This window comes from Acidimicrobiales bacterium, assembly GCA_025455885.1.
Taxonomy (GTDB): Bacteria; Actinomycetota; Acidimicrobiia; order Acidimicrobiales; family Acidimicrobilacustridaceae; genus Rhabdothermincola_A.
The window spans coordinates 202773-226361 of sequence record JALOLR010000003.1 but is presented as its reverse complement, the minus strand read 5'-3'; the positions used below and the strand labels follow the sequence as shown (position 1 = coordinate 226361).

At 71.5% G+C, this 23589-nt stretch carries 24 protein-coding genes and 1 pseudogene; 10 read left to right on the top strand and 15 right to left on the bottom strand.

What is annotated here, in order from left to right; all coding sequences use genetic code 11:
* Positions 1–63: 63 nt before the first annotated feature.
* Positions 64–1125 carry an acyl-CoA/acyl-ACP dehydrogenase gene (locus MUE36_04115; protein ID MCU0310112.1) on the bottom strand — a complete coding sequence of 354 codons (1062 nt, stop codon included), beginning with the start codon at positions 1123–1125 and terminating at the stop codon, positions 64–66.
* Between the two features lie 39 nt (positions 1126–1164).
* Positions 1165–2340, bottom strand: coding sequence for an acyl-CoA dehydrogenase family protein (locus MUE36_04110; GenBank protein MCU0310111.1), 1176 nt, complete (start codon positions 2338–2340; stop codon positions 1165–1167).
* 125 nt (positions 2341–2465) lie between these two features.
* Between MUE36_04110 and MUE36_04105 the strand changes: the two genes are divergently transcribed.
* Genes MUE36_04105 through MUE36_04095 form a run of 3 tightly spaced genes read left to right on the top strand, consistent with a single transcriptional unit; the run spans position 2466 to position 4924 of the window.
* Entirely contained in the window at positions 2466–3482 is a 1017-nt protein-coding gene (locus MUE36_04105; protein MCU0310110.1) for an alpha/beta hydrolase-fold protein, read from the top strand.
* Positions 3483–3536: 54 nt separating this feature from the next.
* Positions 3537–4166, top strand: coding sequence for an SDR family oxidoreductase (locus MUE36_04100; protein MCU0310109.1), 630 nt, complete (start codon positions 3537–3539; stop codon positions 4164–4166).
* Positions 4163–4924, top strand: a complete 762-nt coding sequence (locus tag MUE36_04095) for an SDR family oxidoreductase (GenBank protein MCU0310108.1) — start codon at positions 4163–4165, stop codon at positions 4922–4924. Before MUE36_04100 ends, MUE36_04095 begins: the two co-directional genes overlap by 4 nt.
* A gap of 283 nt (positions 4925–5207) precedes the next feature.
* Here MUE36_04095 and MUE36_04090 read toward each other — a convergent pair whose 3' ends face one another.
* Together MUE36_04090 and MUE36_04085 are read right to left on the bottom strand one after the other, a co-directional pair.
* Positions 5208–5597, bottom strand: coding sequence for a type II toxin-antitoxin system VapC family toxin (locus tag MUE36_04090; protein MCU0310107.1), 390 nt, complete (start codon positions 5595–5597; stop codon positions 5208–5210).
* Positions 5594–5824 carry a hypothetical protein gene (locus tag MUE36_04085; GenBank protein ID MCU0310106.1) on the bottom strand — a complete coding sequence of 77 codons (231 nt, stop codon included), beginning with the start codon at positions 5822–5824 and terminating at the stop codon, positions 5594–5596. Before MUE36_04085 ends, MUE36_04090 begins: the two co-directional genes overlap by 4 nt.
* A 110-nt stretch (positions 5825–5934) precedes the next feature.
* On the opposite strand from MUE36_04085, the gene MUE36_04080 reads away from it, so the two are divergent.
* From MUE36_04080 to MUE36_04050, 7 genes and pseudogenes are all read left to right on the top strand, one after another.
* A complete protein-coding gene (locus MUE36_04080) occupies positions 5935–6492 on the top strand; it encodes a CDP-alcohol phosphatidyltransferase family protein (protein ID MCU0310105.1) in 558 nt (185 codons plus the stop codon).
* 146 nt (positions 6493–6638) lie between these two features.
* On the top strand, positions 6639–7550 hold the full coding sequence (locus MUE36_04075; GenBank protein MCU0310104.1) for an LLM class flavin-dependent oxidoreductase: 912 nt from the start codon (positions 6639–6641) through the stop codon (positions 7548–7550).
* 198 nt (positions 7551–7748) lie between these two features.
* Positions 7749–8558 carry a hypothetical protein gene (locus MUE36_04070; protein MCU0310103.1) on the top strand — a complete coding sequence of 270 codons (810 nt, stop codon included), beginning with the start codon at positions 7749–7751 and terminating at the stop codon, positions 8556–8558.
* Positions 8555–9484 carry an NAD(P)-dependent oxidoreductase gene (locus tag MUE36_04065; GenBank protein ID MCU0310102.1) on the top strand — a complete coding sequence of 310 codons (930 nt, stop codon included), beginning with the start codon at positions 8555–8557 and terminating at the stop codon, positions 9482–9484. Before MUE36_04070 ends, MUE36_04065 begins: the two co-directional genes overlap by 4 nt.
* A 3-nt stretch (positions 9485–9487) precedes the next feature.
* Positions 9488–10414: an NAD(P)-dependent oxidoreductase gene (locus MUE36_04060; GenBank protein MCU0310101.1), complete on the top strand. Its 927-nt coding sequence runs from the start codon at positions 9488–9490 to the stop codon at positions 10412–10414.
* Positions 10411–11214, top strand: a complete 804-nt coding sequence (locus tag MUE36_04055) for an SDR family NAD(P)-dependent oxidoreductase (protein MCU0310100.1) — start codon at positions 10411–10413, stop codon at positions 11212–11214. Before MUE36_04060 ends, MUE36_04055 begins: the two co-directional genes overlap by 4 nt.
* A 536-nt stretch (positions 11215–11750) precedes the next feature.
* A pseudogene (locus tag MUE36_04050) lies at positions 11751–11846 on the top strand (polymer-forming cytoskeletal protein).
* 312 nt (positions 11847–12158) lie between these two features.
* Here MUE36_04050 and MUE36_04045 read toward each other — a convergent pair.
* The 11 genes from MUE36_04045 to MUE36_03995 all read right to left on the bottom strand — a co-directional run bounded on the left by MUE36_04045 (position 12159) and on the right by MUE36_03995 (position 23546).
* Entirely contained in the window at positions 12159–12959 is an 801-nt protein-coding gene (locus tag MUE36_04045) for an SDR family oxidoreductase (GenBank protein ID MCU0310099.1), read from the bottom strand.
* A gap of 2 nt (positions 12960–12961) precedes the next feature.
* Entirely contained in the window at positions 12962–13348 is a 387-nt protein-coding gene (locus MUE36_04040) for a hypothetical protein (GenBank protein MCU0310098.1), read from the bottom strand.
* 11 nt (positions 13349–13359) lie between these two features.
* Positions 13360–14124 carry an ABC transporter ATP-binding protein gene (locus tag MUE36_04035; GenBank protein ID MCU0310097.1) on the bottom strand — a complete coding sequence of 255 codons (765 nt, stop codon included), beginning with the start codon at positions 14122–14124 and terminating at the stop codon, positions 13360–13362.
* Positions 14121–14864, bottom strand: coding sequence for an ABC transporter ATP-binding protein (locus MUE36_04030; GenBank protein ID MCU0310096.1), 744 nt, complete (start codon positions 14862–14864; stop codon positions 14121–14123). The genes MUE36_04035 and MUE36_04030 overlap by 4 nt, the downstream gene beginning before the upstream one ends.
* The gene (locus tag MUE36_04025) at positions 14851–17115 is read right to left on the bottom strand and encodes an ABC transporter permease (GenBank protein MCU0310095.1); all 2265 of its coding nucleotides are present in this window, start codon (positions 17113–17115) and stop codon (positions 14851–14853) included. Before MUE36_04025 ends, MUE36_04030 begins: the two co-directional genes overlap by 14 nt.
* A gap of 152 nt (positions 17116–17267) precedes the next feature.
* Entirely contained in the window at positions 17268–18851 is a 1584-nt protein-coding gene (locus MUE36_04020; GenBank protein MCU0310094.1) for an AMP-binding protein, read from the bottom strand.
* Positions 18852–18927: 76 nt separating this feature from the next.
* Positions 18928–19410 carry a MarR family transcriptional regulator gene (locus MUE36_04015; protein ID MCU0310093.1) on the bottom strand — a complete coding sequence of 161 codons (483 nt, stop codon included), beginning with the start codon at positions 19408–19410 and terminating at the stop codon, positions 18928–18930.
* Positions 19411–19536: 126 nt separating this feature from the next.
* Positions 19537–20640 (bottom strand): phosphotransferase family protein, encoded by a 1104-nt coding sequence (locus MUE36_04010; GenBank protein MCU0310092.1) that lies wholly within the window; start codon positions 20638–20640, stop codon positions 19537–19539.
* A gap of 52 nt (positions 20641–20692) precedes the next feature.
* A complete protein-coding gene (locus tag MUE36_04005) occupies positions 20693–21391 on the bottom strand; it encodes a TetR family transcriptional regulator (GenBank protein ID MCU0310091.1) in 699 nt (232 codons plus the stop codon).
* A 4-nt stretch (positions 21392–21395) separates the two neighbouring features.
* Positions 21396–22748 carry an amidohydrolase gene (locus tag MUE36_04000; protein ID MCU0310090.1) on the bottom strand — a complete coding sequence of 451 codons (1353 nt, stop codon included), beginning with the start codon at positions 22746–22748 and terminating at the stop codon, positions 21396–21398.
* Between the two features lie 15 nt (positions 22749–22763).
* A complete protein-coding gene (locus MUE36_03995) occupies positions 22764–23546 on the bottom strand; it encodes an acetoacetate decarboxylase family protein (GenBank protein ID MCU0310089.1) in 783 nt (260 codons plus the stop codon).
* Between the last annotated feature and the right edge of the window lie 43 nt (positions 23547–23589).

Here is a 23589-nt window from a genome sequence, read left to right as displayed (position 1 = left end):
CCTCCGTTGACCTCGGACCGGGTCCCACCACCCCCCGACGGTGGGACCCGGCCGGCGCCGGCGCTAGACCGGCGTGTCGGCGAGCAACCGGCCGAGCCTGAGCAGGCTGGGAGTCGTGCCGCCGAGGAAGAGCTCGTGGTACTTGGTCCAGAGGTAGTAGCGGTGCAGCGGGTAGTCGCGGTCGACACCCACGCCGCCGTGGAGGTGCACCGCGGCGTGCACGACGCGCTGCCCGCCCTCGGCCGCCCAGTACTTGGCGGAGGCGACCTGCTCGGCGGCCGGCTCGCCCTCGTCGATGAGCGCCACGGCCTGCCAGGCCGTGAGCCAGATGGCCTCGCTGTCGATCCGGGCGTCGGCGGCCCGCTGGGCGACGGCCTGGAACGTGGCGATCACCCGGTCGAACTGGACCCGCTCCTTCACGTAGGCGGAGGTCAGCTCGATGGCCTGCGCCGTGATCCCGGCCATCATCACGCACTGGCCGGCGAGCCCCCGCTCGACGAGGGACCGGAGGCCCTCGGGCCCGGTGAGCTTCTGGCCGGGCGCACCGGCGAGCTCGACCATGGCGTCGGGGATGTCGTCGACGGTGTCCTGGCGGGTGACGGTCACGCCGTCGGCGTCGGCGGGCACGTAGTAGAGGCCGTCGGCGGCCGACACCACGAAGGCGTCGGCGACGTGACCGAAGGGTGCGCACACCTTGACCCCAGTGAGGCGTCCGCCGTCGGCGGTCAGCGCAGGCTCCATGACGTCGCCGACCATCTCGTGGAGGGCCACGGTGACGACGCGCTCGCCGGAGGCGAGACCCGCCCACTGCTCGGCGGTGCCGTGCTCGGCGAGGAGCGGGCCGACCATGGCCATGACGGGCAGCGCCGGAACCGGGGCCACGAACCGGCCGACCTCCTCGAGCACGATGGCCGCCTCGGTGAAGCCGAGGCCGCCGCCGCCGACCGACTCGGGCAGGCCGATGCCCACCAGGCCCAGCTCGGCCATCTCGCGCCACAGCGCCAGGTCGACACCGGTGTCGCTCTCACGGACGGCGGTGAGGTGCTCGGGACCGGCCTTGTCGCTGAGGAGCCGGTTGGTGAGGCCGCGCAGCTCGTCCTGATCGGAGGTGAAGGAGAAGTCCATGGGTGCTTTCGTCCGTGCGTTCGTGGATGGTTGGACGGCTCAGCGCGCCGAGCGCGGGAAGCCGAGGCCGAACATGGCGATGAGGTCGCGCTGCAACTCGTTGGTGCCACCGCCGAAGGTGAGGATGATCGATCCCCGGATGCCGCCCTCCAGGCGACTGCGCAGGATCGACTCCGGGGCATCGGCCTTCAGGTAGCTGCGCGGCCCGAGGACCTCCATCAGGAGCCGGTAGGCCTCGAGGTAGAACTCGGTGCCGAACACCTTGACGCTCGAGGCGTCGGCCGGGTGCAGGGCGTGCTCCTCGGCCGACCACGCCACCTTCCAGTTGGCGAGGCGGAGGTACTCGAGTCGGGCGTGGACGCGAGCCAGGTTGAGCTGCACCCACTCCTGGTCGATCACCCGGCGCCCGTCGGGCAGGGTCGTCTCCTGGGCCCACTTGCGCACGTCGTTCAGGATGCCCTCGGGCATGCCGCTCGAGCACAGGGTGACCCGCTCGTGGTTCAGCTGGTTGGTGATGAGCCCCCAACCGCCGTTCTCCTCGCCGACCAGGTACTTGGCCGGCACCCGCACGTCGTCGAAGAACGTGGCGTTGATGTCGTGCTCGCCCATGAGGGTGAGGGGCTGGATGGTGATGCCGGGCGTGTCCATCGGAACGATGATCACCGAGATGCCCTTGTGCTTCTTGGCCTCGGGATCGGTGCGGACCGCCAACCAGCAGTAGTCGGCCCCACCGGCGAGGGAGGTCCACATCTTCTGGCCGTTGATGACGTACTCGTCGCCGTCACGCACCGCCCGGGTCTGCAGCGCAGCGAGGTCGGTGCCGGCCTGGGGCTCGGAGTACCCGATGCAGAAGTGGATGTCGCCGGCGAGGATCTTCGGGACGAAGAACTCCTTCTGCCAGTCGGTGCCGTAGTTCATGATCGTCGGGCCGACCGTGTTGATCGTGAGCATCGGCACCGGAGCCCCGGCCCGCATCGACTCGTCGAAGAAGACGAACTGGTCGATGGCCTTGCGCCCCTGACCACCCCACTCCTTCGGCCACCCGACGCCCGCCCAACCGTCCGCGCACATCTGCTTCCACACTCGCTTGGTGGCGTCCCCGATGCCGTGGCTGTGGGAGAGCTCCTCGACCGTCTCGTCGTCGAGCAGCTGGTCGTAGTAGGCCCGCAGCTCGCCGCGGAAGGCTTCCTGTTCCGGTGTGTACCCGATCTCCATGGGGCGAGACAGTAGCCAAAGGTGAACACGGTCACACATCCGGGGGACGATCCCGCGCCCGGCATCCGACCGGCCGGGTCGGGCCGGTTCAGGCGACCGTCAGGGTGAGCCAGGAGACTTGCTCGGTGGTCACACGCCGCACCGCCGTCATCGTCGTGCTCGCCGTGATGGTCCTGGCCTCGTGCACGGCGGACACCGCAGACCGCGACGGGGCCGAATCGACCGGAACGACGGAGCCGGCGGTGCGGGCCGCGGTGGATCCCACCGGGGAGACCAGGACCGACACCGTCTCGACGCCCGACGGCCGCACGCGGGGCTATCTCACCTACGTGCCCGCCAGCCTGGTGCCCGGGGAGCCGGCACCGCTGCTCGTCGCCCTCCACGGGGGAACGGGTCACGCTGGGCAGTTCCAGAGGAGCAGCGGCTTCGACGCCGTGGCCGAGGCCAACGGCGTCATCGTCGTCTACCCCGAGGGATTCGGCATCGATCCCGATGTGACGTTCGGACCGGCGACGCGCAGTTGGAACGGGGGCACCTGCTGTGGACCCGCCGCCCGGGCCGACGTCGACGACGTCGCGTTCATCGAGCAGGTGATCGACGAGGTGGAGCGCACCTACCCCGTGGATCCCGACCGCGTGTACGCCACCGGTCACTCCAACGGGGCGATCATGTCCTATCGCCTGGCCTGCGAGGCCGCCGATCGCGTCGCAGCGGTGGCCGTCTTCGCCGGCACCCTCTCGGTCGAGGACTGCCGGCCGGTGGAGCCCGTCTCGCTGCTGCACATCCACGGGGCCGCGGACCGGAACCTCCCGTTCGAGGGCGGGGTGGGCCCCGAGAGCCCCTTCGGGATCGACCACACCCCGGCCATGGAGGGGCTCGTCCGTCTCGCCGCCCAGAGCGGGTGCGCGGTCGACCCGACCGTGACGGCGTCAGCGACGAACCCGGAGATCACGACCACACGATGGGCGCCGTGCCTCGACGAGACCACGGTGGAGCTCGTGATGCTCGAGGGGGCGGGTCACGCATGGCCGGGGAGCGAACCTGGCACCGCAGCCGACGCCGTCGTCGGTCAGCCATACGCGGGCTACGACGCCAGCACCGAGATCGTCGCCTTCCTCCTGGCCCACCCGAGCCGACGCTGAGCCGCCCTCGACCCGGGCCCGGTCCGCCCGGCGACGTGGTTGACTGACCGGCCGATGACCACGATCGCGAGCGACGACCCACCGACGACCGGCACCCCGCTCGCGGTCGCCGTGCTCGGCGGCGGGCCGCTCGCCGGCCGGCTGCGCTCCGCCTTGACCGCGACAGGCTGCACGGTCACCGACGACCTCCGGGGCGACGGACCGCTCGGCGCCGCGGTGTTCGCGACCTGGGATCCGGCCGTGGTCGTCCCCCGACCGTTCGCGGACCTCGACGACGACGGGTTCGGGGCCGCCTGGCAGACCACGCTCGACGACGCCGTGGACATGTGCACACGGGCCCGGGAGCGCTTCGGGGCCGCAGGAGGCCGCCTCGTGATGGTGGTGCCGACGATCGCCCTCGCCGGCGGCGCCGGTTACGCCCACTGGGCGATGGCCGCCGAGGGCGTGCGCCTGCTCGCGAAGTCCGCCGCCCGCCAGTGGGGACCGGAGGGGATCACCGCCAACGTGCTCGCCGTCGGGCCCGCGGGCGTGCTCGCCGATCCCGAGGCTGCCGGCCCGGTGTCGATCGCCGCTCCGGCGCGGCCCGACGCCGATCCCGGCGAGGTGCTGGCCTTCCTGTGCAGCCCCGCCGCTGCAGCCCTGGGCGGGCAGACGCTGGTCGTCGACGGAGGGCTGTGGATGTGAGCCGCCTCCGCGATCGGGTCGCGATCGTCACGGGCGCCGGGCAGGGCGTCGGCGAGGGGATCGCCCGTCGCCTCGCCGCCGAGGGGGCGACCGTCGTGGTCGCCGCCCGTCGCGCCGCCACGGGCGAGCCAGTCGCCGAGGCCATCCGGGCGCTCGGGGGCGACGCCACGTGCGTCGTCACCGACGTCACCGACCCCGTGTCGATCGGCGCCTGCGTCGACGAGACGGTGGGGCGGTTCGGCCATCTCGACGTGGTGGTGCACAACGCGTTCTCGGGCGGCGTGGCGACCCGCCTCGAGTCGACCCCCGACGACGTGTGGTTCCAGCTCTCCTACACCACCGCGTGGGCCAGCTTCTGGTGTGCCCGCGCCGCCCACCCGCACCTGGCCGCCAGCCCCCACGGTCGCTACGTGATGCTCACGTCGCCGGCCGGCATCGAGGGCAGCGCCAACCTGCCCCTCTACGCCCCGGTCAAGGGTGCCCAGCGGGCGCTCGCCAAGAGCCTGGCCCGGGAGTGGGGCCCCGACGGCATCACCGTCAACTGCATCGCCCCGGTGGCCGAGACCCCCGCCCTCACCGACATCTTCGAACAGGTCCCCACGCTGAAGGGCTCCATCGAGGCCCGCACCCCCCTCGGCCGCATCGGGGATCCGGAGGCCGACATCGGCGGCGTCGCCGTGTTCCTGTGCAGCGACGACGCCGCCTACGTGTCCGGCCAGACCATCGTCTGCGACGGCGGCAGCTTCCTCGGGCTCTGATGATGGCGCCCTCCTCGGCTGACGCCTCGTCGGGACGCGATGCGCCTCGGTCGCTGGCGCTTCCCCTCGCCGCCCGCCCCTGAGCGTCGACCCACCCACACCACCCCCTCGGCTGACGCCTCGTCGGGACGCGATGCGCCTCGGTCGCCGGCGCTTCCCCTCGCCGCCCGCCCCTGAGCGTCGACCCACCCACCACCCCCTCGGCTGACGCCTCGTCGGGACACGGTGCGGCTCGGTCGCCGGCGCTTCCCCTCGCCGCCCGCCCCTGAGCGTCGCCCCGCGCTCAGAGCACCTCGACGGCGCAACGAAGACCGGGGGTGCCGGCGAGGCGGCGATCCCCGGTGACCAGATCGAGCTCGGTGAGCTCGGCGAGGGCGACATAGGCCGCGTCGTAGGTGGTGAGGCTGTGGCGCAGCTCCCAACAGCGATCCAGGAGCGGCCCGTGCGGCGAGCGCTCGAGTCGCAACGACCGGAGGTCCTCCATCGCGAGGGTTGCCCTTCGTTCGTCGATGTGGCCGGCGGCGACGAGACGCCGCCAGGCGGAGACCACCTCGAGGTCGATCAGATGGGGAGCGACCAGCTGTTCTCCTCGGAGCCGGCTGCGCACGAGGTCCCCGTCGGGCCCGTCGTCGGCGAGCCCGGTCACGATGACGCTGGCGTCGACGACGATCACCGTGCGTCGCGGTCAGCACGCACGGCCGACACCGCGGAGGTGAGCGGGGCCTTCCCGCCGGCGCGACCGCCGGCTCGGTCGAGCACCTCGTCGAGCGTCGGCGTCCTCGCATCGGCTTCGAGGCGGGCCAGCAGGTACTCCTGCAGCGACATGCCGGCCTGTGCGGCGCGCCGACGCAACTCGGCGTGCACCTCTTCGGGCACGTGCTTCACCTGGATGGTCGCCATCCGTCGACACTACCGCCGTTCTGGCGCCACTACATGCGATCTGGCGCCATCCTGCCCGCCCCTCCTCGGGTCACCGGAGACGGGCCGGATCGACCCCGTAGGCTCCGCCGATGGACGGTGCGGGCCGACGTCGGCTGACCGATGCGGTCACCCTGTCGAGGGTGCCGATCGCACTGTCGATGGTGCCGGCGCGGCGACGCCGCAACCTGGTGGCAGGGCTCTTCCTGCTGGGCGTGGCCACCGACCTCGTCGGCGGACCGCTCGCCCGCCGACTCGGGACGGCCTCGGCCCGCGGCGCCCGCCTCGACAGCGCGGCGGACGCCGCGTTCGTGGCTGCCTCGGCGTTCACCGCCACGGCGACGGTCGAGGCTCCGGCGAGACCGCTGGTCGGTCGGGTCGCGCTGGTGGTCGCCGCGACGAGGATCGCCGCTCTGCTCGTCACGCACCGGCGCTTCGGGACCTGGTCGGTGATGCACTCGCACCTCAACAGGGGGACGGGCCTCGGGCTCGCGGTCGTCGTCGGGGTCGCACTGGTGCGGGGGCGGATGCCGATCGTGGCACTCGGCGCGGTCGCCGCGCTGGCCGAGATCGCCGCGATCGAGGAGCTCGCCATCGTGGCCGGGGCCACCCGGTACGACCCGGACCGCACGTCGATCCTCGCCCACTGAGACCTCCCCGGGGCCGAGCCGGCTCCCGTCGTGGGACGAGGACTCGAGAGGACCACCACTCCGCGCCCCGGGGAGCCGCTCGGGGCGTGGCTCTCGCCGGGCCGGGCCTGCGGGAGGGACGCGGCTCGACGCTGTAGGTTCCGACAATGCTCATGATTCCCGACGGCACGCTCGCCTACGGCACCCAGCTCGCCATCCAGTCCCAGAGCTCGCTCTACGTCGCGGACTGGGAACGTGAGGCCGGCCCCGACGACCTGGCTCTCATCGCCCGGGCCGCCGACGCCGCCGGCTTCTTCTACGTCGCGGTGTGCGACCACATCGCCATCCCGCGCGACAAGGCCGACGCCATGGGCCTGTGGTGGCAGGACACGTTCACCACGCTCGGCTTCCTCGCCGCCCAGACCGAGCGCTGCGCGCTGCTCAGCCACGTGTACGTGCTGGCCTACCGCCACGCGCTGGTGGCCGCCAAGGGCTACGAGACGCTCGACTTCCTCTCGGGCGGGCGGGCCATCGCCGGCATCGGCGCCGGTCACGTCGAGGCTGAGTTCGACACGCTCGGCGTGCCCTTCGCGGAGCGCGGGCGGATCACCGACGAGCTCCTCCCCCGGCTCGCCGAAGCCCTCGAGAACACCTACGTCGGCGACATGGGCGCATGCCCCCGCCCCGTCCAGACCCCCCGTCCGCCCATCTGGATCGGCGGCTCCGGCAAGCCGGCCCTGCGCCGCGCGGCGCGCTACGAGGGTTGGCTCCCGCAGGGCCCCGCCACCGACGAGAGCATCGCCTACATCCGCGAGCAGCGCGACGCCGCGGGCAGGGCTGGTGAGCCGTTCGCCTTCGGCCACGTGCTCCTCCCGTTCCTCCACGTCGTGGAGGGCGCCGAGGTCCGCGAGGGCGACATCAGCGGATCGCCCACGCAGATCGCCGAGGCCATCGCCGCCAACACGCCGGCCGGCGTCAACCAGCTCCAGGTCCGCTTCCGGGCCACCTCGGCCCGGCACATGGCCGACCAGATCAGCGCCTTCGGCGAGACCGTCGCCCCCCTGCTCGCGGTCCAGTAGTCCCCACCGCGCGAGGCGGGGGTTGGCCGGTGCGGGGAGAGCCCCGCGCGCCGCGAGCCGACGGAACCCTCGAACCCGCCCTCATCGACGCACGGACGCCCCGGAGGCGAGCGAGCACGGGGCGCGCCACGTCGGACAGGACCCGCCGCCGAGCGGTCTAACGTGACGCGGCTCACAGGCCAGACGAGGGGGACGCACGTGTCGGAAGCGCCGGAGAAGGACTACCCGATCAAGGTCGGGACCTTCCTGTTCACCATGGTCGAGCCCCACCCGGGCCACGAGGTCGCCTACAACCGGTGGTACGAGCACGACCACTTCTACTCGGGATGCCTGGTCGGCCCGAACGTGTTCGCGGGGGACCGCTTCGTGGCCACCCGGCGGTTGAAGGATCTTCGTTCGACCGCCGAGAACGACATGACGCCCGACCCGCTCACCGGGTCGTACCTCGCGGTGTACTGGTGGTTGAAGGACACCGACGACGAGACGAACCGCTGGAACGTCGACAACGTGAACTGGCTGCACACCCAGGGCCGCATGTACGCCGAGCGCGACCACATCCACACGCTGCTCTACGCGATGCGCTGGAACGTGCAGAAGGACCCCACCGGATGCACGATCGATTTGGCGCTCGACCACGGCTACCCGGGTCTCGTCGTCGTGGCCGGCGACGTCGCGGAGGGCCACACCCACGACGAGGTGGACGCCTGGTTCCGCGACACCTGGATCCCCGACGCGATGGCACAGCCCTGGGGTCCCGAGCTCGTGGGCTCGGGCACCGTCATCCCGCTCGCCGACGACGCCCCGGCCGACGTGGTGCGCCCGAAGGCGGGCCCGAACCGCTTCCTGCAGCTGCACTTCCTCGACCACGACGCCGCCGAGGGGTGGGACGAGGGCTACGCCCGCCTCGGCGAGCAGATCGAGGCCAGCGGGCTCGCCCACCACGTGTGGACCGCCCCCTGGCAACAGACCAACTTCGGCACCGACGACTTCACAGGAGACCTGCGATGACCGCCCCCGAGCCGCTCACCGGCAAGCGCATCCTCGTCACGGGCGTGACCGGCCAGGTCGCCGGCCCGCTGTCGCGCAACCTCGTCGCCGCCGGCAACACCGTCTACGGCACCTCCCGGTTCGCCGATCCGGCGACCAAGGACAAGGTCGCCGCCGACGGCGTCATCCCGGTCGCCGTCGACCTCGAGACCGCGGACCTCGACGAGATCCCCGACGACCTCGACTACGTCCTGCACATGGCCGTGTCCAAGGACCAGGACTTCGACCGCGCCCTGGCCGCCAACGCCGAGGGCGTGGCCCACCTCATCGAGAAGGTCGCCGGCGTCAGGGCGTTCCTGCACTGCTCGTCGTGCGCGGTCTACGAGCCCAACGGGCACGTCGCTCACAAGGAGACCGACCCGCTCGGCGACAACCACCGGGCCATGGGCTTCCTGCCCACCTACTCGATCTCGAAGATCGCCGCGGAGTCGTCGGCCAAGTACGCGGCCAAGCGCTTCGGCGTGCCCACCGTCATCGCCCGCCTCGACGTGCCCTACGGGCCCACCCACGGGTGGATGTCCTTCCAGCTGCAGATGGCCCAGCACGGCATGAAGATCGGGGTGAGCGCCGACCGGCCCAACACCCACTGCCTGCTCCACGACGACGACCTGCTCTCGTCGCTGCCCTACCTGCTCGCCGCCGCTGACGTGCCCGCCACGATCTACAACTGGTGCAACCCGGAAATCGTGAGCATCGAGGAGTGGTGCGACGAGCTGCACCGGCTCACCGGCGTCGACTTCGAGCTCGAGGAGACCACGGCAACCATCCCGCCGAACCCGGTCGACTCCTCCAAGCTGCTGGGCCTCGGTTGGCAGCCCGAGGTGAGCTGGCGCGACGGCATCCGACGGCTCGTCGAGACCACCTACCCCGATCTGCTGAAGGTCTGACCCGTGGCCTCGCTCTCCGGCCAGAAGATCCTCGTCACCGGCCCGGCCGGGCAGATCGCCTTCCCCTTGGCCGAGTACCTGGCCGCCGACAACGAGGTGTGGGGCATCGCCCGGTTCTCCGAGGAGGGCTCCGAGCAGCGCTGCCGTGACGCCGGCATCACCACCCTGAAACTCGACCTCGGCGACGGGGACCTGTCCGCGCTGCCGACCGACTTCGACTACGTGCTGCACCTGGCCGCGTTCCAAGGCGGGGGTTGGGACTACGACCACGCCTTCGCCGTCAACGCCGAGGGCACCGGACTGCTGCTCCAGCACTGCCGATCGGCCAAGGCGGCGCTGGTGATGTCCACCCACTCCGTGTACCGGCCACCCTTCGACGGTGACCCCCACCACGTGTTCCACGAAACCGACCCCCTCGGCGAGGTGAACGCCAAGCACGCCCCGACCTACTCGATGTCCAAGATCGCCCAGGAGGCGGTCGCCCGCACCTGCGCCAAGCTCTTCGACCTGCCCATCACCATCGCCCGCATGAACGCCTCGTACGGCACCAACGGCGGTCTGCCGACCCAGCACCTCGACGCGCTGCTGGCCGGCGGGCCGGTCACCACCCGTTGGGACCCGTGCATGTACATGCCGATCCACCAGGACGACATCAACAGCCAGACCGCGGCGCTCCTCGACGCGGCCTCGGTGCCGGCGACCATCGTGAACTGGGCCGGCGATGAGCCGGTGAGCGTGCAGGAGTACTGCGCGTACATCGGCGAGCTCGGCGGGTTCGAGCCGGTGGTGCACGCCGTCGAGCAGCCCGGCACGTTGCGAGGCTCGGTGACGGACAACACCCGCCGGCTGTCGTTGACGGGGCCGTGCCGGGTGACGTGGCGCGACGGTCTGCGGCGCGTCTACGAGAACCGCACGGGGAAGCCGTCGTGAGCTGGGACGGCACCGACCAGACAGTGCTGCTCACCGGGGCGTCGTCGGGCATCGGGGCCGCCGCCGCCGTCGAGCTGGCCAGGGCAGGGGCCACCGTGTGCCTCGTGGCGCGGCGCGAGGACCGCCTGGCCGAGGTGCTCGACGAGGTGCGCCGCCACTCCCCCGGCTCGCAGATGCTGACCGCCGACCTCTCCGACCTCGACGCCCTCGACGCCGTTGCGGCGGCGGCGACCGAGCTGCTCGGCGGCCGCGTCGACGTGCTGGTCAACAACGCCGGGGCGCCCAAGCGGCGCAGCGTGGTCACGATGACCCCGGAGGACGTCGAGGGCGTGATGGCCATGAACTACTTCTCGCCCGTTCGCCTCACGCTCGCCGTGCTGCCGGCGATGGTCGAGCGGGGCACGGGCCACGTGCTCAACGTGTCATCGATGGGCGTGCACATGGCGGCGTTCAAGGTGGGGGCCTACTCGGCGTCGAAGGCCGCCCTCGAGATGTTCACCGAGTCGCTGCACGTGGAGCTGGCCCACACCGCCGTGCGGGCTCACCTGTTCGTGCCCGGCACCACGACGACGGAGTTCTCCACGCCGAAGGAGGGCAACGACCCTCCCTTCCCCGTCGATCCGGCCACCGCCGCCTCCGCCGACGAGGTGGCCGTCGCCCTCGTCGCGGCCCTCGGCGACGATCGGCTGATCACCTATGCCACCGAGCGCGACCGCGCCACTGCGACGTCGAAGCACGCCGACCCCGACGCCTTCCTGGCCCAGCTCCGCCCGGTGTTCGCGTCGATGACCGCCCCGTAGGTCGCCTCCCCGCGGGTGGTGGTCCGGCGGGCGTCGCCCTGCGCCGCCCCCATCTGCTTAGGCATGCCTCTTGAGGAGTGTTAGGGTTACCTAACACCACCGAGGAGGTCGCCGTGCCCGCAGTCCACCGCCCACCCGCCTCACCGCTGCGCCGCTCGTCACCGTCGAGTCGTCGTCCATCGGGGCCGGCGTGATCTCCGCCGGGGCCCTCGCCGCGCTCCGGGTGGCGGCGACGCTCACCCACTCCCTGCCCCGCCTCCGCACGCGGATCCGGGTCGGCTCCACCGTCGTGCTCGACGTCCGGGCGACGGCCCCCGACCAGCCGCCCCCGCACCCCTCCGAACCCGTCGTCTCGCCGTGCGCCTTCCGTCGAGCGGTGGTCGACGCCCACCAGGCCCGTCGGCAGGGGCGCCCGGCGTCGCTGCTCGACCTCGACCCGGACGTCGACCCGGGCATCGACATCGGCACACCCCCCGGGGGAACGGCCCGGCCCGGCGGCCTGTACAGGGTCCCCCTCGAGGACCGTTGGCTGTGGGCCTTCGCCACCACCCTCGACCCCGACACCGCCTTCGACCTCGGCCGCCCCGTCGTCGCCGAGGGGCTGCGCTCCGTCGACGTCGCCGCCCTCGGCGTGCGCCCCGATCGCGGGACCGGCGTCAGCCTCGCCTACGCCGAGACCGTCTCGTCGCCGGGCTCGCCGGACGAGGCCGCCCTCCTCGACCTGTTGGAGGGCCTGATGGCCCGCTGGGCGGCGCACGAGCTGGTGGCGTCGCTCGGTCACGGCAGCCATGACCGCAACCGCATGTGAGCTGTGCCGGTCCGCCCCCGAAGGGCTTCACCCCTCGTGCCACCACCGGTTCGAGACCGTCACCGCCGGCGCGGTCGACGCCCTCGCTCTCGGCGGAGCGCCGTGGTCACCACCCCCACGGTCCCGGGCAGCTCGATCAGCCGATCTCCCAGCGGGCCGGCCAGTCGTTCGTGCGCAGCGCGGCGTCGGTCCCGCCGTCGCAGAACACGATGGACCCGCAGAAGAAGCTCGACTCGGGTCCGACCAGGAAGGACAGCAACGCGGCGATCTCCTCGGGCCGTCCGGGGCGCCCGAGGGCGATGGTCTGCTCGAAGGTGTCGAGCTGGGTGTTGAGGAACTCGTCGGAACGGCCCTCATCGATCATGGGGGTGGCGATCATGCCGGGCGCGATGGCGTTGAGGCGGATGCCGGCCCCCGCCCAGTCGGCCGAGACGGCCGAGCGGCGCACCCACCGGGCCACGGCGAGCTTGGTGGCGGCGTAGGCGATGATCGAGTCGCTCCGATCGGCGACCTCGAGGGCCGTCGGCTCGTCGCCCGCCAGCAGGGCCTCGACGAGGGCGAGGTCGTAGCCCGGCGCGGTCGTGGTGGAGTTGGAGCTGATGGCCACCGCCGACGGGTTCGTACCGGCGGCCAGCAGCGGCCGGAGCCCCTCCATGACCTCCACGGTGCCGAAGTAGTTGACCGCCGCCAGCAACCGCGCCGGCCGGCCGGGGAACCCGGCGACGCCGGCGCAGGTGATCAGTCCGTCGAGCACGCCGTCACAGGCCTCGCCGACCGCAGCGACGGCCGCGGCACGCCCATCGGGGGTCCCCAGGTCGGCCTCGAGGGCCGCCCCGCGGAGGTCGACGCCGATGACACGGTGGCCGTCGGCGGTGAGGCGGGCGGCGGTGGCCGCACCGATGCCCGAACCCGATCCGGTGACCGCGACGGTGCCCATGGTCAGCGACCCTCTCGGACGGCGTCGATCATGCGCTGGGTGTTGGCCTGGCCCTCGTAGAGCTGGCGCAGCAGCCACATCCGCAGGAAGTTGGCGATGGCGTAGCGCAGGAAGAGACCGAGACCGAGCAGGGTGAGCGAGGCGAACGCCACCGCCAGCACCTGGGTCTCCTGGACGTCGAGGGCGTTGATCAGGTTGGTGGCCGACACATAGGCCGAGAACGCCCCGGCGACGCCCACGATCATCAGGAGCAGACCGATGGCGGCGTACACCCGCTCACGGGTGGCGTTGCCGGTCTTGAGCTTCATCTCGGCCACCTCGCTCTTGAACTGCTCGACGCGGTTGGCGTCGCTGGCGGGGTCGGCGGACGAAGGGGTGGTGGTTGCCATTGGTTGAGACCTCACGAGCCCAGGTAGGCGGCGGACAGTTCATCTGCGAGCTCATCGGGGGCGCCCACGCGGGTCACCCGGCCGTGGAGGACGATCGCGGCGACCTGGGCGATGCCCAGCACGGTGCGAGCGAACTGCTCGGACACCAGGATCGAGACTCCTTCCTCCGAGACCTGAGCCACGATCTCGTAGAGGTCGGCGACCACCAGCGGCGCGAGCCCCATCGACAACTCGTCGAGGAGGAGCATGGCCGGGTTGGTGCCGAGGGCGCGGGCCATGGCGAGCATCTGCTGCTCGCCGCCCGACATCGTGCCGGCGAGCTGCTTGCGCCGTTCGCCGAGGCGGGGGAACCGCTCGTAGGCGGCCGCCTCGACGTCGGCCAGCGACACGCCGGCGAAGGTGTTCATCCACAGGTTCTCGCGCACCGTGAGGTTGGGGAACACGCCCCGGCCCTCCGGCACCGTGCACATGCCGAGCCGGGCCAACTCGTCGGGTTCGGCCCCGTTGACGACCCGGCCGGCCAGTCGAACCTCCCCGGCGGTGACGCCGAGCTGGCCGGAGCAGACCTTCAAGATGGTGGACTTGCCGGCGCCGTTCGGGCCGAGCAGGGCCACGACCGACCCTTCGGGAACCGCGAGGTCGACGCCGTGAAGGACTTCGATCGCACCGTAGGCCGCCTTGACGCCGACGAGCTCCAGGATGGGCACGGTCTGCTCGGGTGCGCCGGTCGGCAGCCCGACCACGTGCTCGCCGGTGAGCGGTTCGGGCCCGGTCATGCGATCGACTCCGGGGCACCCAGGTAGGCGTCGATGACGGCCGGGTCGTTGCGTACCTCGTCGGCGGTGCCGCTGGCGATCATCCGACCGAACTCGAGCACGTGGATGGTCTCGCAGACGTCCATGACGAGCGCCATGTCGTGCTCGACGAGGCAGATGCCGAGGCCGTCCTCCCGGGCGAGCTGGAGCAGCAGGGCGCCGAACGCCTCGGTCTCCTCCTCGGTCTGGCCCGAGGCCGGCTCGTCGAGCAGGAGCAGCGTGGGGTGCAGCATGAGCGCCCGGGCCAGCTCGACGACCCGGGCCTTGCCGGTGGGGATCTCGCCGACCTCGCGATCGGCGACATCGGCCAACCCGACGAGCTCGATGATCCGCGACGCCTCGGCGGTCGCATCGAGGCGCTTGGCGCCCCGGCCCCAGCGGTTGCGGATCTCCCCGGCCACCAGGACGTTGTCGCGCACCGACAGCGACGTGAAGAGCTCGAGGCGCTGGAACGTGCGGGCGAGGCCCTGGCGGGCCCGCTTGTGGGGAGCGAGCTTCGTGACGTCGGTGCCGTTCAGCACGACCTTGCCCTCCGAGAGCGGCTGGAGACCGGTGATCACGTTGAACAGGGTCGTCTTGCCGGCGCCGTTGGGGCCGATCAGCCCGGTCACCGCCGCCGGCTCGACGGCCAGGGACACGTCGTCGAGCGCCACGTTGCCGCCGAAGCGGACCTTGACGCCGACGGTCTCAAGCAGGGGCATGGGCACGATCCTCCCGTGCGAGGGGCACCCCGTCGAGTCCGAGCACCAGGTCCATCTCGGCCAGGTCGGCGTCGGTGAAGGGCCGGTCGATGCCCACGAGCTCGGGGGCGACGGGCGCCGGCAGGTCGTGGGTGCGTCGCGCCCGCGCCGCCATCCCGAGGCCGACCACCCGCGGCACGACCAGCAGGTTCAACGCGGTCAGGATGGTGAACCACCACCCGTTGTAGAGGTCCTGCCAGGTGCCGACCCAGATGAGCACCTGGAGGGCGATCACCGTGACGACGACGGGCTTGGCCCGTTTGATCTGGTCGAGGCCCTCGACGATGTCGCTGATCGCCCCGCTCGGGTTCTTGCCCATGGTGACGCCGATCGTGGCGGGGAGCACCGTCACCACGCTCACGAAGAACCCGAAGATGGGCTCGAGGGTCACGTAGTCGTTGCCCAACTTGGTCAGCGTGTTCTGCATGGCGAGGAAGGCCGCGCCGTTCAGGATGCCGCTGAAGAGGGCCGCGGCCACGTAGCCGATGCCGCCGACGACGGTGAGCAACAGCAGCGCCAGGCTGAGGAAGATGTCGAAGCGGTCGAGGTTCACCGATCCGAGCTGGCTCGACATGAGCGCCCCGCCGATGCCGGCGATCGCGGCCGACATCATGAAGACCGACAGCTTCAGGCGCACCACGCTCATCCCGAGGGTGGCGCACGCCGCGGGGCTGTCCTTCATGGCCGACAGCCGCCGCCCGTAGCCGCTGTGGCGCAGGGCCACGAGGGCCACCCCGAGGAGGGCGAACAGCACCGTGACGAGCATCAGGAAGTCGCCGTTGTCGGTGAAGTCGAGGGGGCCGATCTCGGGTCGGGGGATGGTCAGCGAGCCGCCCTCGAAGATCGAGAAGCGCACGCCGAACAGCTCCCGCTCGCCGATCTCGGTGAGGACCATGCGGCTGACGAACACCCCGAAGGCCATGGTGGCCAAGGCCAGGTAGAGGCCGCGGAGGCGCAGCGCCGGGAGGGCGACGAGCGCACCGACCACCGCGCACACGACGCCCGCCAGGACGAAGCCGAGCAGCGTGGTGCGCGCCGAGGGCCCCGAGCCGGAGACCCCGAAGTGGTACACGATGATCGTGCCGATGGCACCGAAGGAGAGCGCCGCGAGGTTGATCTCACCGGCGTACCCGGTGAGCAGCACCAGCGAGAGCGCCACGAGGGCGAAGGTCACGCCGAAGGCGAGCGTGTTGATGGCCGTGGCCTCCATCACGACCCGCAGCGCGAACACCACGACGACGAGGACGAGGGCGCCGATCCAGGCGGTGCGCATCGTCGGCATGCGGAACCGCTCACGGGTGCGCAGCACCGTGGCTCCCCGGAGGCGGTCCTGGGGCAGCAACAGGAGGACGATGAACAACAGGATCATCGGGATGGCGGTGCGGAACGAGCCGGTCCAGGTCCACTCGGCGGCCGGGAAGTAGGCGATCACGTAGCTGCCGATCAGGCCGAGCACGATGCCGCCCACGAAGGTGCGCGGCAGGCTGCGCAGCCGACCGAACATGGCGGCCGCGAACGCGTCGATGACCAGGAGGGTGAGGGCGTTGGCACTCATGGCGGTGCCCTGGATCGGGGTGATGAGGATGCCGGCGAGCGCCGCGAGGAAGGCTCCGCCGGCCCACGAGATGGTGGCGAGGCGCTCGGGTCGGCCCCCGTTGAGCTGCAACAGGTCGGGGTCGTCGACGACGGCGCGCATGGCCACGCCCGAGCGGGTCTTCTGGAACAGGAACCGGATGCTGACGGCGATGGCGACGGCCACGACGAGGGCGATGATCTCGTGCCAGGTCACGTTGACCCCGAACAGCGAGACCTGGGCGTCGGGCCCGAAGAACTTGGGGAACAGGCGGGGCACCCGGGGCGTGGGGTTCCAGATCCAGGTGGCCAGGGCCAGCAGACCGAGCATCACGCCCACGGGCACGATGATCTTGGTGACCTCCGAGGTGCCCCGGAGGTTCTTCATGATCACCTGGTAGAGGACGGCGCCCATGAGCGGGGCGAACACGCCGAGCACGACGAGCAGCGCCAGCGGCGCCGACCACCCCCAGCCGAACCGCAGTTGCCAGTAGGTGAATGCTCCGAGCATGGCGATGGCGCCGTGCGCGAAGTTGAAGATGCCCGAGGTCGTGTAGGTGACCACCAGGCCGGAGGCGGCGATGCCGTACACGCTGCCGATGACCAGACCCAGGATGGTGAACTGCAGGAACTGCTGCACCCCGATGCCCCTTGCTCAACTCGCGGTCAGGACCGATGCACCGGTGGCGACGGTCACAGCGCAGGGACCCTACCGGCCGGCCCGGAAACCCAACAAGTTCACCGGGTTCAGCGTCGGCGGCGCAGGCGACGCCCACCGGTGGCGGGCCCGGATCAGTTCACCATGCGTCCCGATTCTCCCCAGTAGCGCGCCCGCAGCACCTTCTTGTCGGGCTTGCCGAGGGCGCTCAGCGGGATGGCGTCGACGACGTCGACCGACTTCGGTGCCTGGACGGCGCCCTTGTGCTCCTTGACGAGCTCCATGAGCTCGGCCGGGTCGAGGTCGGCGCCGGGACGCACCACGACCACGGCCTTGACCGCCTCCCCCCACTTGTCGTCGGGCACCCCGATGACGGCGACGGCGGACACCGCAGGGTGCGTGGAGATGACGTCCTCGACCTCGCGGGGGTACACGTTGAACCCGCCGGTGACGATCATGTCCTTCTTGCGGTCGACGATGTACAGGAAGCCTTCGTCGTCGGCGCGGGCCACGTCGCCGGTGTGCAGCCACCCGTGGGCGAAGGCCTCGGCGGTCTGCTCGGGCTTCCCGAGGTACCCCTTCATCACGAGCGGCCCGCGCACGCAGATCTCGCCGGGCTCACCGGGGGGCACCTCGTTGCCCTCGTCGTCGAGCAGGGCGACGTGGACCCACGGCACGGGCCGGCCGCAGCTGGCGAGGCGGCCGAGGTCCTCGGGATCGTGGTCCTCCTTGCGCAGCACGGTGATCGTCATCGGGCACTCGGCCTGACCGTAGAACTGGAAGAAGATCCGTCCCATGCGCTCGACGGCCTCCTTCAAGCGGGTGGGCGACATGGCCGCCGCGCCGTAGAAGACGGTCTCCAGGCTCGACAGGTCGTAGTCGTCGAACCGGGGATGGTCGAGCAGGACGTAGAGCATCGTCGGGACGAGCATCGTGGCGGTGATGCGCTGCTCCTCGACGGTCCGCATGAAGGTCTCGGGGTCGAAGCCGGGCAGCACGGTGAGCGAGCCGCCCCGCAGCAGGGTGGGGGTGAAGAACGCCGCGCCGGCGTGGGAGAGCGGGGTGCAGATGAGGAAGCGGGTCTCGGTGGGCCACTCCCACTCGGCCATCTGGATGGTCGTCATGGCCGCACCGCTGCGGAACGTGCTCATGATCCCCTTCGGCTTGCCGGTGGTGCCACCGGAGTAGGCGATGCCGGCGAGGTCCTCGGGGTCGACGACGGGGGCGACGAGGGGCTTCGGTTCGCAGGCCGCGGCCAGGGCGGTGAGGTCCTCACCGAACTCGGTAGGGCCGAGGGCGAGGAAGTGGCGGATGCCGGGGACGAGCCCGGCGAGCTCGCGGGCCCGGTCGGTGAAGGTGTCCGGGTCGAAGATCAGCGCCTCGGCGCCGCAGTCGGTGAGCACGTAGGCCTGGTCCTCGACCGAGCCCATGGGGTGCAGGGGCGTGCTCCGGGTGGCGTTCATCTGGTTGGCGCCCATGGTGAAGAGCACCTCGGGGCGGTTGAGCGACAGCATCGACGCCTGGGACCCGATGCCCAGGCCCTTGGCCTGCAGCGCCTGGGCGTAGCAGCTGACCGAGGCCGCCATCTCGGCGGCGGTCATGGTGCGCTCGCCGATCACCACGGCCGGGGCGTCGGGGTTCTTGGCGAGGGCGTGGACCATCAGGTCGGCGCCGAACACGGGGCGGTAGAGCATCGAGGGGTCGGTGACGTCGGTCATGCCGGCGAACCTACAGCGCGATCCGCCGGCGTCGCCCGAGTGCGTCGCCGGGCCCGCGTGCGTGGCGTCGAGACGCTCAGCTCGCCCGGGCCGGACGTCGACCGTTGACGCGGGGCGGCCGCGCGAAGTCGGCGGCGAGTCGCTCGAGCTGCACCCTCAGGGCCCGCAGGTCGCTCCCACCCCAGTCGGAGAACGTCTCGGCGATGATCTGGTCCGTCGCGTCACGGTAGGACTCGTAGGCCTCGGTGCCGCGGGAGGTGAGGGCCACGATGCCGGCGCGTCCGTCGGTGGGGTCGGCGGCCCGGTCGACGTAGCCGCTCTCGACGAGTTCACGGATCTCGCGGCTGATGAGCGGCGCCTCGAGGTCGGTGAGACGGGCGAGCGACGACAGGCGGACCGGGCCGGACTTGCGCAGCGCCGAGAGGATGGAGATGGCCGGTCGGGAGAGCGACAGCCCGGCCCGCTCGGCCCGGATCCTCGCCGCCTCCCGCCCCGTGCTGATGCGCCCGATCCGGGTGATCGCCTCCTCCACCCGCCGAAGGTCATCGAGTCTGCTCATCGCCGGCGAACCTAGCAGCGGTCGCCCCCGTGATGTGACGGATGACACGTCACGGCTGTGACCTGCGAGAACACCCCGCCACGGCCTCGTCACGGGGCCGCGCCGAGAGCGTGGCTGACACGGATGTCAGTCCCAGTAGGTGCCGTCGACCATCTGCTGGAGGAGCTTGCGGAACATGATGTGGTCGTCGGGGTCGGCCGGGGCCTCGGACTGGCCGTAGACCACCCCACGGGTGCCGGTGCGCACCGAGACGATGGCGAAGCGCAGGGCGGCGAAGACCTCGAACCACTCCAGCGCCTCGACCGGTCGACCGCTGAGCTTGGTGTAGAGGGCGGCCATGTCCTCGCGGCGCATGAAGTCGGGCAGGCCCGGGAAGCCGTAGGTCTCCGCCATGTCCTGGAAGAACTTGTGCAGGAAGATCATCCAGGCGAGGTCGACCTCGGCCGGACCGACCGAGGCCATCTCCCAGTCGAGCACCGCGGTGGGCTCGGTGCCGTCCCACAGCATGTTGCCGATGCGGGCGTCGCCCCAGTTGAGGACGCTCGGGTTCTCGAGCGTCGGGCGGTGGGCATCGAGCCAGTCGAAGGTCGCCTCGATGAGCGGGTAGGTCACCCCGTCGCGGGCCCACTCGTAGTAGTTGCGTTCGTGGCCGAGGTGCTGGTCGAGGTGGCTGTCGCCCTCGTCGGGACGCTCGAGGAACGAGAGGTCGGCGTTGTCCGGGCGCAGGTCGTGGAGTCGCACGAGCACGCTGACGGCGTTGCGCTGCATCACGGCGCGCTCGTCATCGGTCATGTCGAACACCCACCCGCCGAAGGGATAGGGCGGCACGTCGGAGGGCGCCCGGCCCTCCACGCGGCGCATGACGAGGAACTGGGACTCGAGGACGCTCTCGTCGAGCACCAGGTACGGGACCTCGGGGACGGGCACGTCGGTGCGTTCGCCGACGAGGCGCATCGCCTTGGCCTGGAGCTCGATGTCGTAGTGCTGGAAGACCGGCACCAGCGACGGCAGGGGGGCGAGGCGGGCCACGAGCCGGTCGACGGTGCCACCGTGGGCGATGTCGAAGAGCACGCTCTCGCTCGACATCCCGTTGTCGGGGGCCGACACCGACACCAAGGTGGCGTCGGGGGCGATCTCGGACTGCGCCCACTTCTCCAGGCTGACCCCCACCTCCTCGGCGTCACGGCGCCACGGGGTGTCGATCTCCATTGGTGCGTTCTCGTCGGCCATGGCGTGTGACGTTAGTCAACCCCCGGCCGGCCCCGGTCGTCGCTCTGCGCCCTCAGTCCGCGGTCGGCTCCCGCGGGACGAGGGCGTCGACGAGGGCGTTGAGCGCCACCGCGAACAGCCGATCGAAGTCGGTGGGCGCGGCGAGGGCCTCGACCAGCTCGGGGTCGTCGGCGTCGGGCGGCCAGAGGTCCCCGGCGTTCACGGCCGCCGGGCTGCGGTCGGCGGCCCGCTCCAACAGGACCGAGCCCACGACGTGGGTGGAGATGGCCCGCAGCGCCAGCGCGGCGTCCTTGCCGCGCACACCGACCGTGGCCAGCTCGGCGGCCATCACCTGCTCGACGGGCAGGAACATCGCCGGGGTGCGCCCCCGGTCGTGGGCCAGGCCGATGAGGTGCGGTCGATCGCGGAGGCGGGCGCGCAGGCTCTCGGCCAGGGAGGTGATCCGCTCCCGGGCCGTGGCGCCGCTCGGCCGCAACGTGCCCATGTCGACCACCAGGCGGTCCACCAGGGCGTCGAGGAGGGCGTCGCGGTTGCCGACGTGCCAGTAGATGGCGGTGACGGCCACGCCCAGCTCGTCGCTCAACCGACGCATGGTGAGCGCGTCGATGCCATGGTCCTCGACGAGCCCCATGGCCGTGTGCACCACGGCGTCGCGGGTGACCGGCGGCCGCGACGCCGACGACGCGTCGGCGCGCGCGGGAGCCGTCCCGGTCGTCGGCGGCGGACCGGGTCGGCGACGGGCGGCGCTCACCCCGTCAGCTCTGCATCCCGGGCAGCAGCGGGAAGTCGTGACCGGTCAGCCAGTGGCGGCCGACCTCCTTCACCGGTGCCCACCTCTCCGTGAGGTCGGCGGCGGTCCGACCCTCGCCCAGCTGCCCGAGGTCGGTCGGGGTGGGCCCGACCTTGTCGGCGATGGGCCGCAGTGCGGCGAGATCGAAGCCGAACGTGTCGGCGGCGGCCATGCCGAGCATGCGACGGGACTCGTCGATCGGGATGTCGAAGAAGGTCTTCTTCAGCCACTCGTTCGTGTTCGGCCAGGTGCCCTCGGGGTGCGGGAAGTCCGTGCCCCACAACATGTTGTCGATGCCGATCTCGTAGCGCTGACCGAGCTCGCGGCGCTTCACGTTGGCCAGCCCGGTGAAGCAGTTCCGGTCGACCATCTCGCTGGGGAGCAGATCGCCCAGGGCCGCCTTGAACGGGCTCTGGCTGAGCTTGGAGGCTCCGCGCGAGCCGAGCAGGAGACGGTCCCAGGACCACAGCAGCCCGGGGAGCCACCAGCACCCGCCCTCGGTCACCCCGAAGCGCAGGCCCGGGAAGCGGTGGAAGGCCCCCGACCACAACATGAACCACAACGGGCGCGCCGGCCACCACGTGACCTCGGTGACGTAGATGCCGAGGTGGTCGCCGTACTCGTCGCGCGACGCCGACCCCGAGTGGGTGACGATCGGCATCTGGAGCTCCTCGCACAGCGCCCACACCGGGTCGTACTTCGTGTCGTGGTAGGGCGTCTGGTTCACCCACATGGCCGGGATCATCACTGCGCCGAGGCCGTGCTCCTTGGCCCAACGGATCTCGGCGAGCACCTTGTCGACCTCGACGGTGATCGGGACGAGGGCCACGCCCTTGCGGCGCTCGGGGCTGTGCGAGCACAGCTCGGCGAGCCAGCGGTTGTGGGCCTTGGCCCCGGCCATGCCCAGCTCGGGGTCGAGGTCGCCGGAGAGGCCCAGGCCGGCGCCGAAGGGCACGCAGGTGCGGCTCTCCACCGCGTCGGCGTCGGGGTACACGACCTCGGCGGACACCCCGTCGTTGTCGAGGGCCTGGTCGCGCTTGATGGCGTCCCACCCGCCGGCGAGCTCCTCGTCGTGGTCCTCGAACCACTTCTTGGCGTAGTCGTCGTTGCGCACGCCCATCCTGGTGGCCGCCTCGACCTGTTCGTGGCGCTCGGCGAGGAACTGGTCGAACTGCGGGTGGTACCTCGATTCGAGGTACTCCCGGTACTCCTCGGTGGGCAGTCCGGCGTGGGAGTCGGCGGCGATGATCAGGTAGGGATCGTCGTCGGCGAAGGCCTGGGTGCTGCTCGGTGCGGGGGTGGTGGGGCTGGTCGACATGGGGGCCTCCTGGCCTTACTCGCCGCCGGTGACGGAGAGGTCGTCGTAGCGCTGGTGGACAAAGGGCATGAGGGCGTCGCCGTCGACGGTGCCGACGATCTCGCCGCGCTGGACCGTCGCCCGCTCGCCGAGCTCGATCGACACGATCCGTCCGACCGGGAAGTCGGCGACGGGGTCGAACTTCGACTCGCGCAGGGTCACGGTGCCGTCGACCTTGTTGAGCGCCCGCGTCTGCTCGTCGCGGTAGCAGTACACGAGCGAAGGCGGCGCGTCGAAGCCCTTGCCTGACGGGTCGAGCAGGAACTTGAAGTAGAAGTCCACCCGGTGGTCGTCGGGCGGCAGGGGCTCGTCGGGGCCGACGGTGCCGCTCACCTCGACGAACTCGACACCCATGCGGGCGAACACGCCCTTCACGGCGTCGCCGTGGCGTTCGAGGGTGATCGAACCCAGCTTCTTCGGCTCCCCGTAGGTCTCACGACCGCCCACGACGGCCTGCTCGGTGGCCATGGGCATGACCAGCGGGTAGTACCCGACCTGGTCCTCGTGACGGGCCGACACCGCGAACGTGCCCGCCCCGAACGGCGGGATGCCCCGACCCATGTCGACCGTGGCCAGGGTGACCTTGGCCAGCGCCTCGTCGGCGGGCACCAGCGGTGGCGGGAGCACCTGGGCGACGGCCTCGGCGTCGGTCTCGAACACCGCGGTGAGCACCGTGGCCCACGTGGGCGTGGTGGTGGCCTCGAGCTCGCGGTTGCGCATCTCCTCGGGTCGCTTGGCCCCGTAGCGGATCCGTCCCATCGATGTCCTCCCCTTCCTGCGCCACCCGTGGCGGCGGACGTGT

Bases quoted from the DNA above. Each gene is read 5' to 3' on its own strand.
- MUE36_04045 (MCU0310099.1), bottom strand. From the start codon at position 12,959: ATGGGCACCGTCGCGGTCACCGGATCGGGTTCGGGCATCGGTGCGGCC.
- MUE36_04030 (MCU0310096.1), bottom strand. From the start codon at position 14,864: ATGCCCCTGCTTGAGACCGTCGGCGTCAAGGTCCGCTTCGGCGGCAAC.
- MUE36_04065 (MCU0310102.1), top strand. From the start codon at position 8,555: ATGACCGCCCCCGAGCCGCTCACCGGCAAGCGCATCCTCGTCACGGGC.
- MUE36_04115 (MCU0310112.1), bottom strand. From the start codon at position 1,125: ATGGACTTCTCCTTCACCTCCGATCAGGACGAGCTGCGCGGCCTCACC.
- MUE36_04085 (MCU0310106.1), bottom strand. From the start codon at position 5,824: ATGGCGACCATCCAGGTGAAGCACGTGCCCGAAGAGGTGCACGCCGAG.
- MUE36_03995 (MCU0310089.1), bottom strand. From the start codon at position 23,546: ATGGGACGGATCCGCTACGGGGCCAAGCGACCCGAGGAGATGCGCAAC.
- MUE36_04100 (MCU0310109.1), top strand. From the start codon at position 3,537: ATGACCACGATCGCGAGCGACGACCCACCGACGACCGGCACCCCGCTC.
- MUE36_04015 (MCU0310093.1), bottom strand. From the start codon at position 19,410: ATGAGCAGACTCGATGACCTTCGGCGGGTGGAGGAGGCGATCACCCGG.
- MUE36_04080 (MCU0310105.1), top strand. From the start codon at position 5,935: ATGGACGGTGCGGGCCGACGTCGGCTGACCGATGCGGTCACCCTGTCG.
- MUE36_04040 (MCU0310098.1), bottom strand. From the start codon at position 13,348: ATGGCAACCACCACCCCTTCGTCCGCCGACCCCGCCAGCGACGCCAAC.
- MUE36_04020 (MCU0310094.1), bottom strand. From the start codon at position 18,851: ATGACCGACGTCACCGACCCCTCGATGCTCTACCGCCCCGTGTTCGGC.
- MUE36_04110 (MCU0310111.1), bottom strand. From the start codon at position 2,340: ATGGAGATCGGGTACACACCGGAACAGGAAGCCTTCCGCGGCGAGCTG.
- MUE36_04010 (MCU0310092.1), bottom strand. From the start codon at position 20,640: ATGGCCGACGAGAACGCACCAATGGAGATCGACACCCCGTGGCGCCGT.
- MUE36_04075 (MCU0310104.1), top strand. From the start codon at position 6,639: ATGCTCATGATTCCCGACGGCACGCTCGCCTACGGCACCCAGCTCGCC.
- MUE36_04000 (MCU0310090.1), bottom strand. From the start codon at position 22,748: ATGTCGACCAGCCCCACCACCCCCGCACCGAGCAGCACCCAGGCCTTC.
- MUE36_04035 (MCU0310097.1), bottom strand. From the start codon at position 14,124: ATGACCGGGCCCGAACCGCTCACCGGCGAGCACGTGGTCGGGCTGCCG.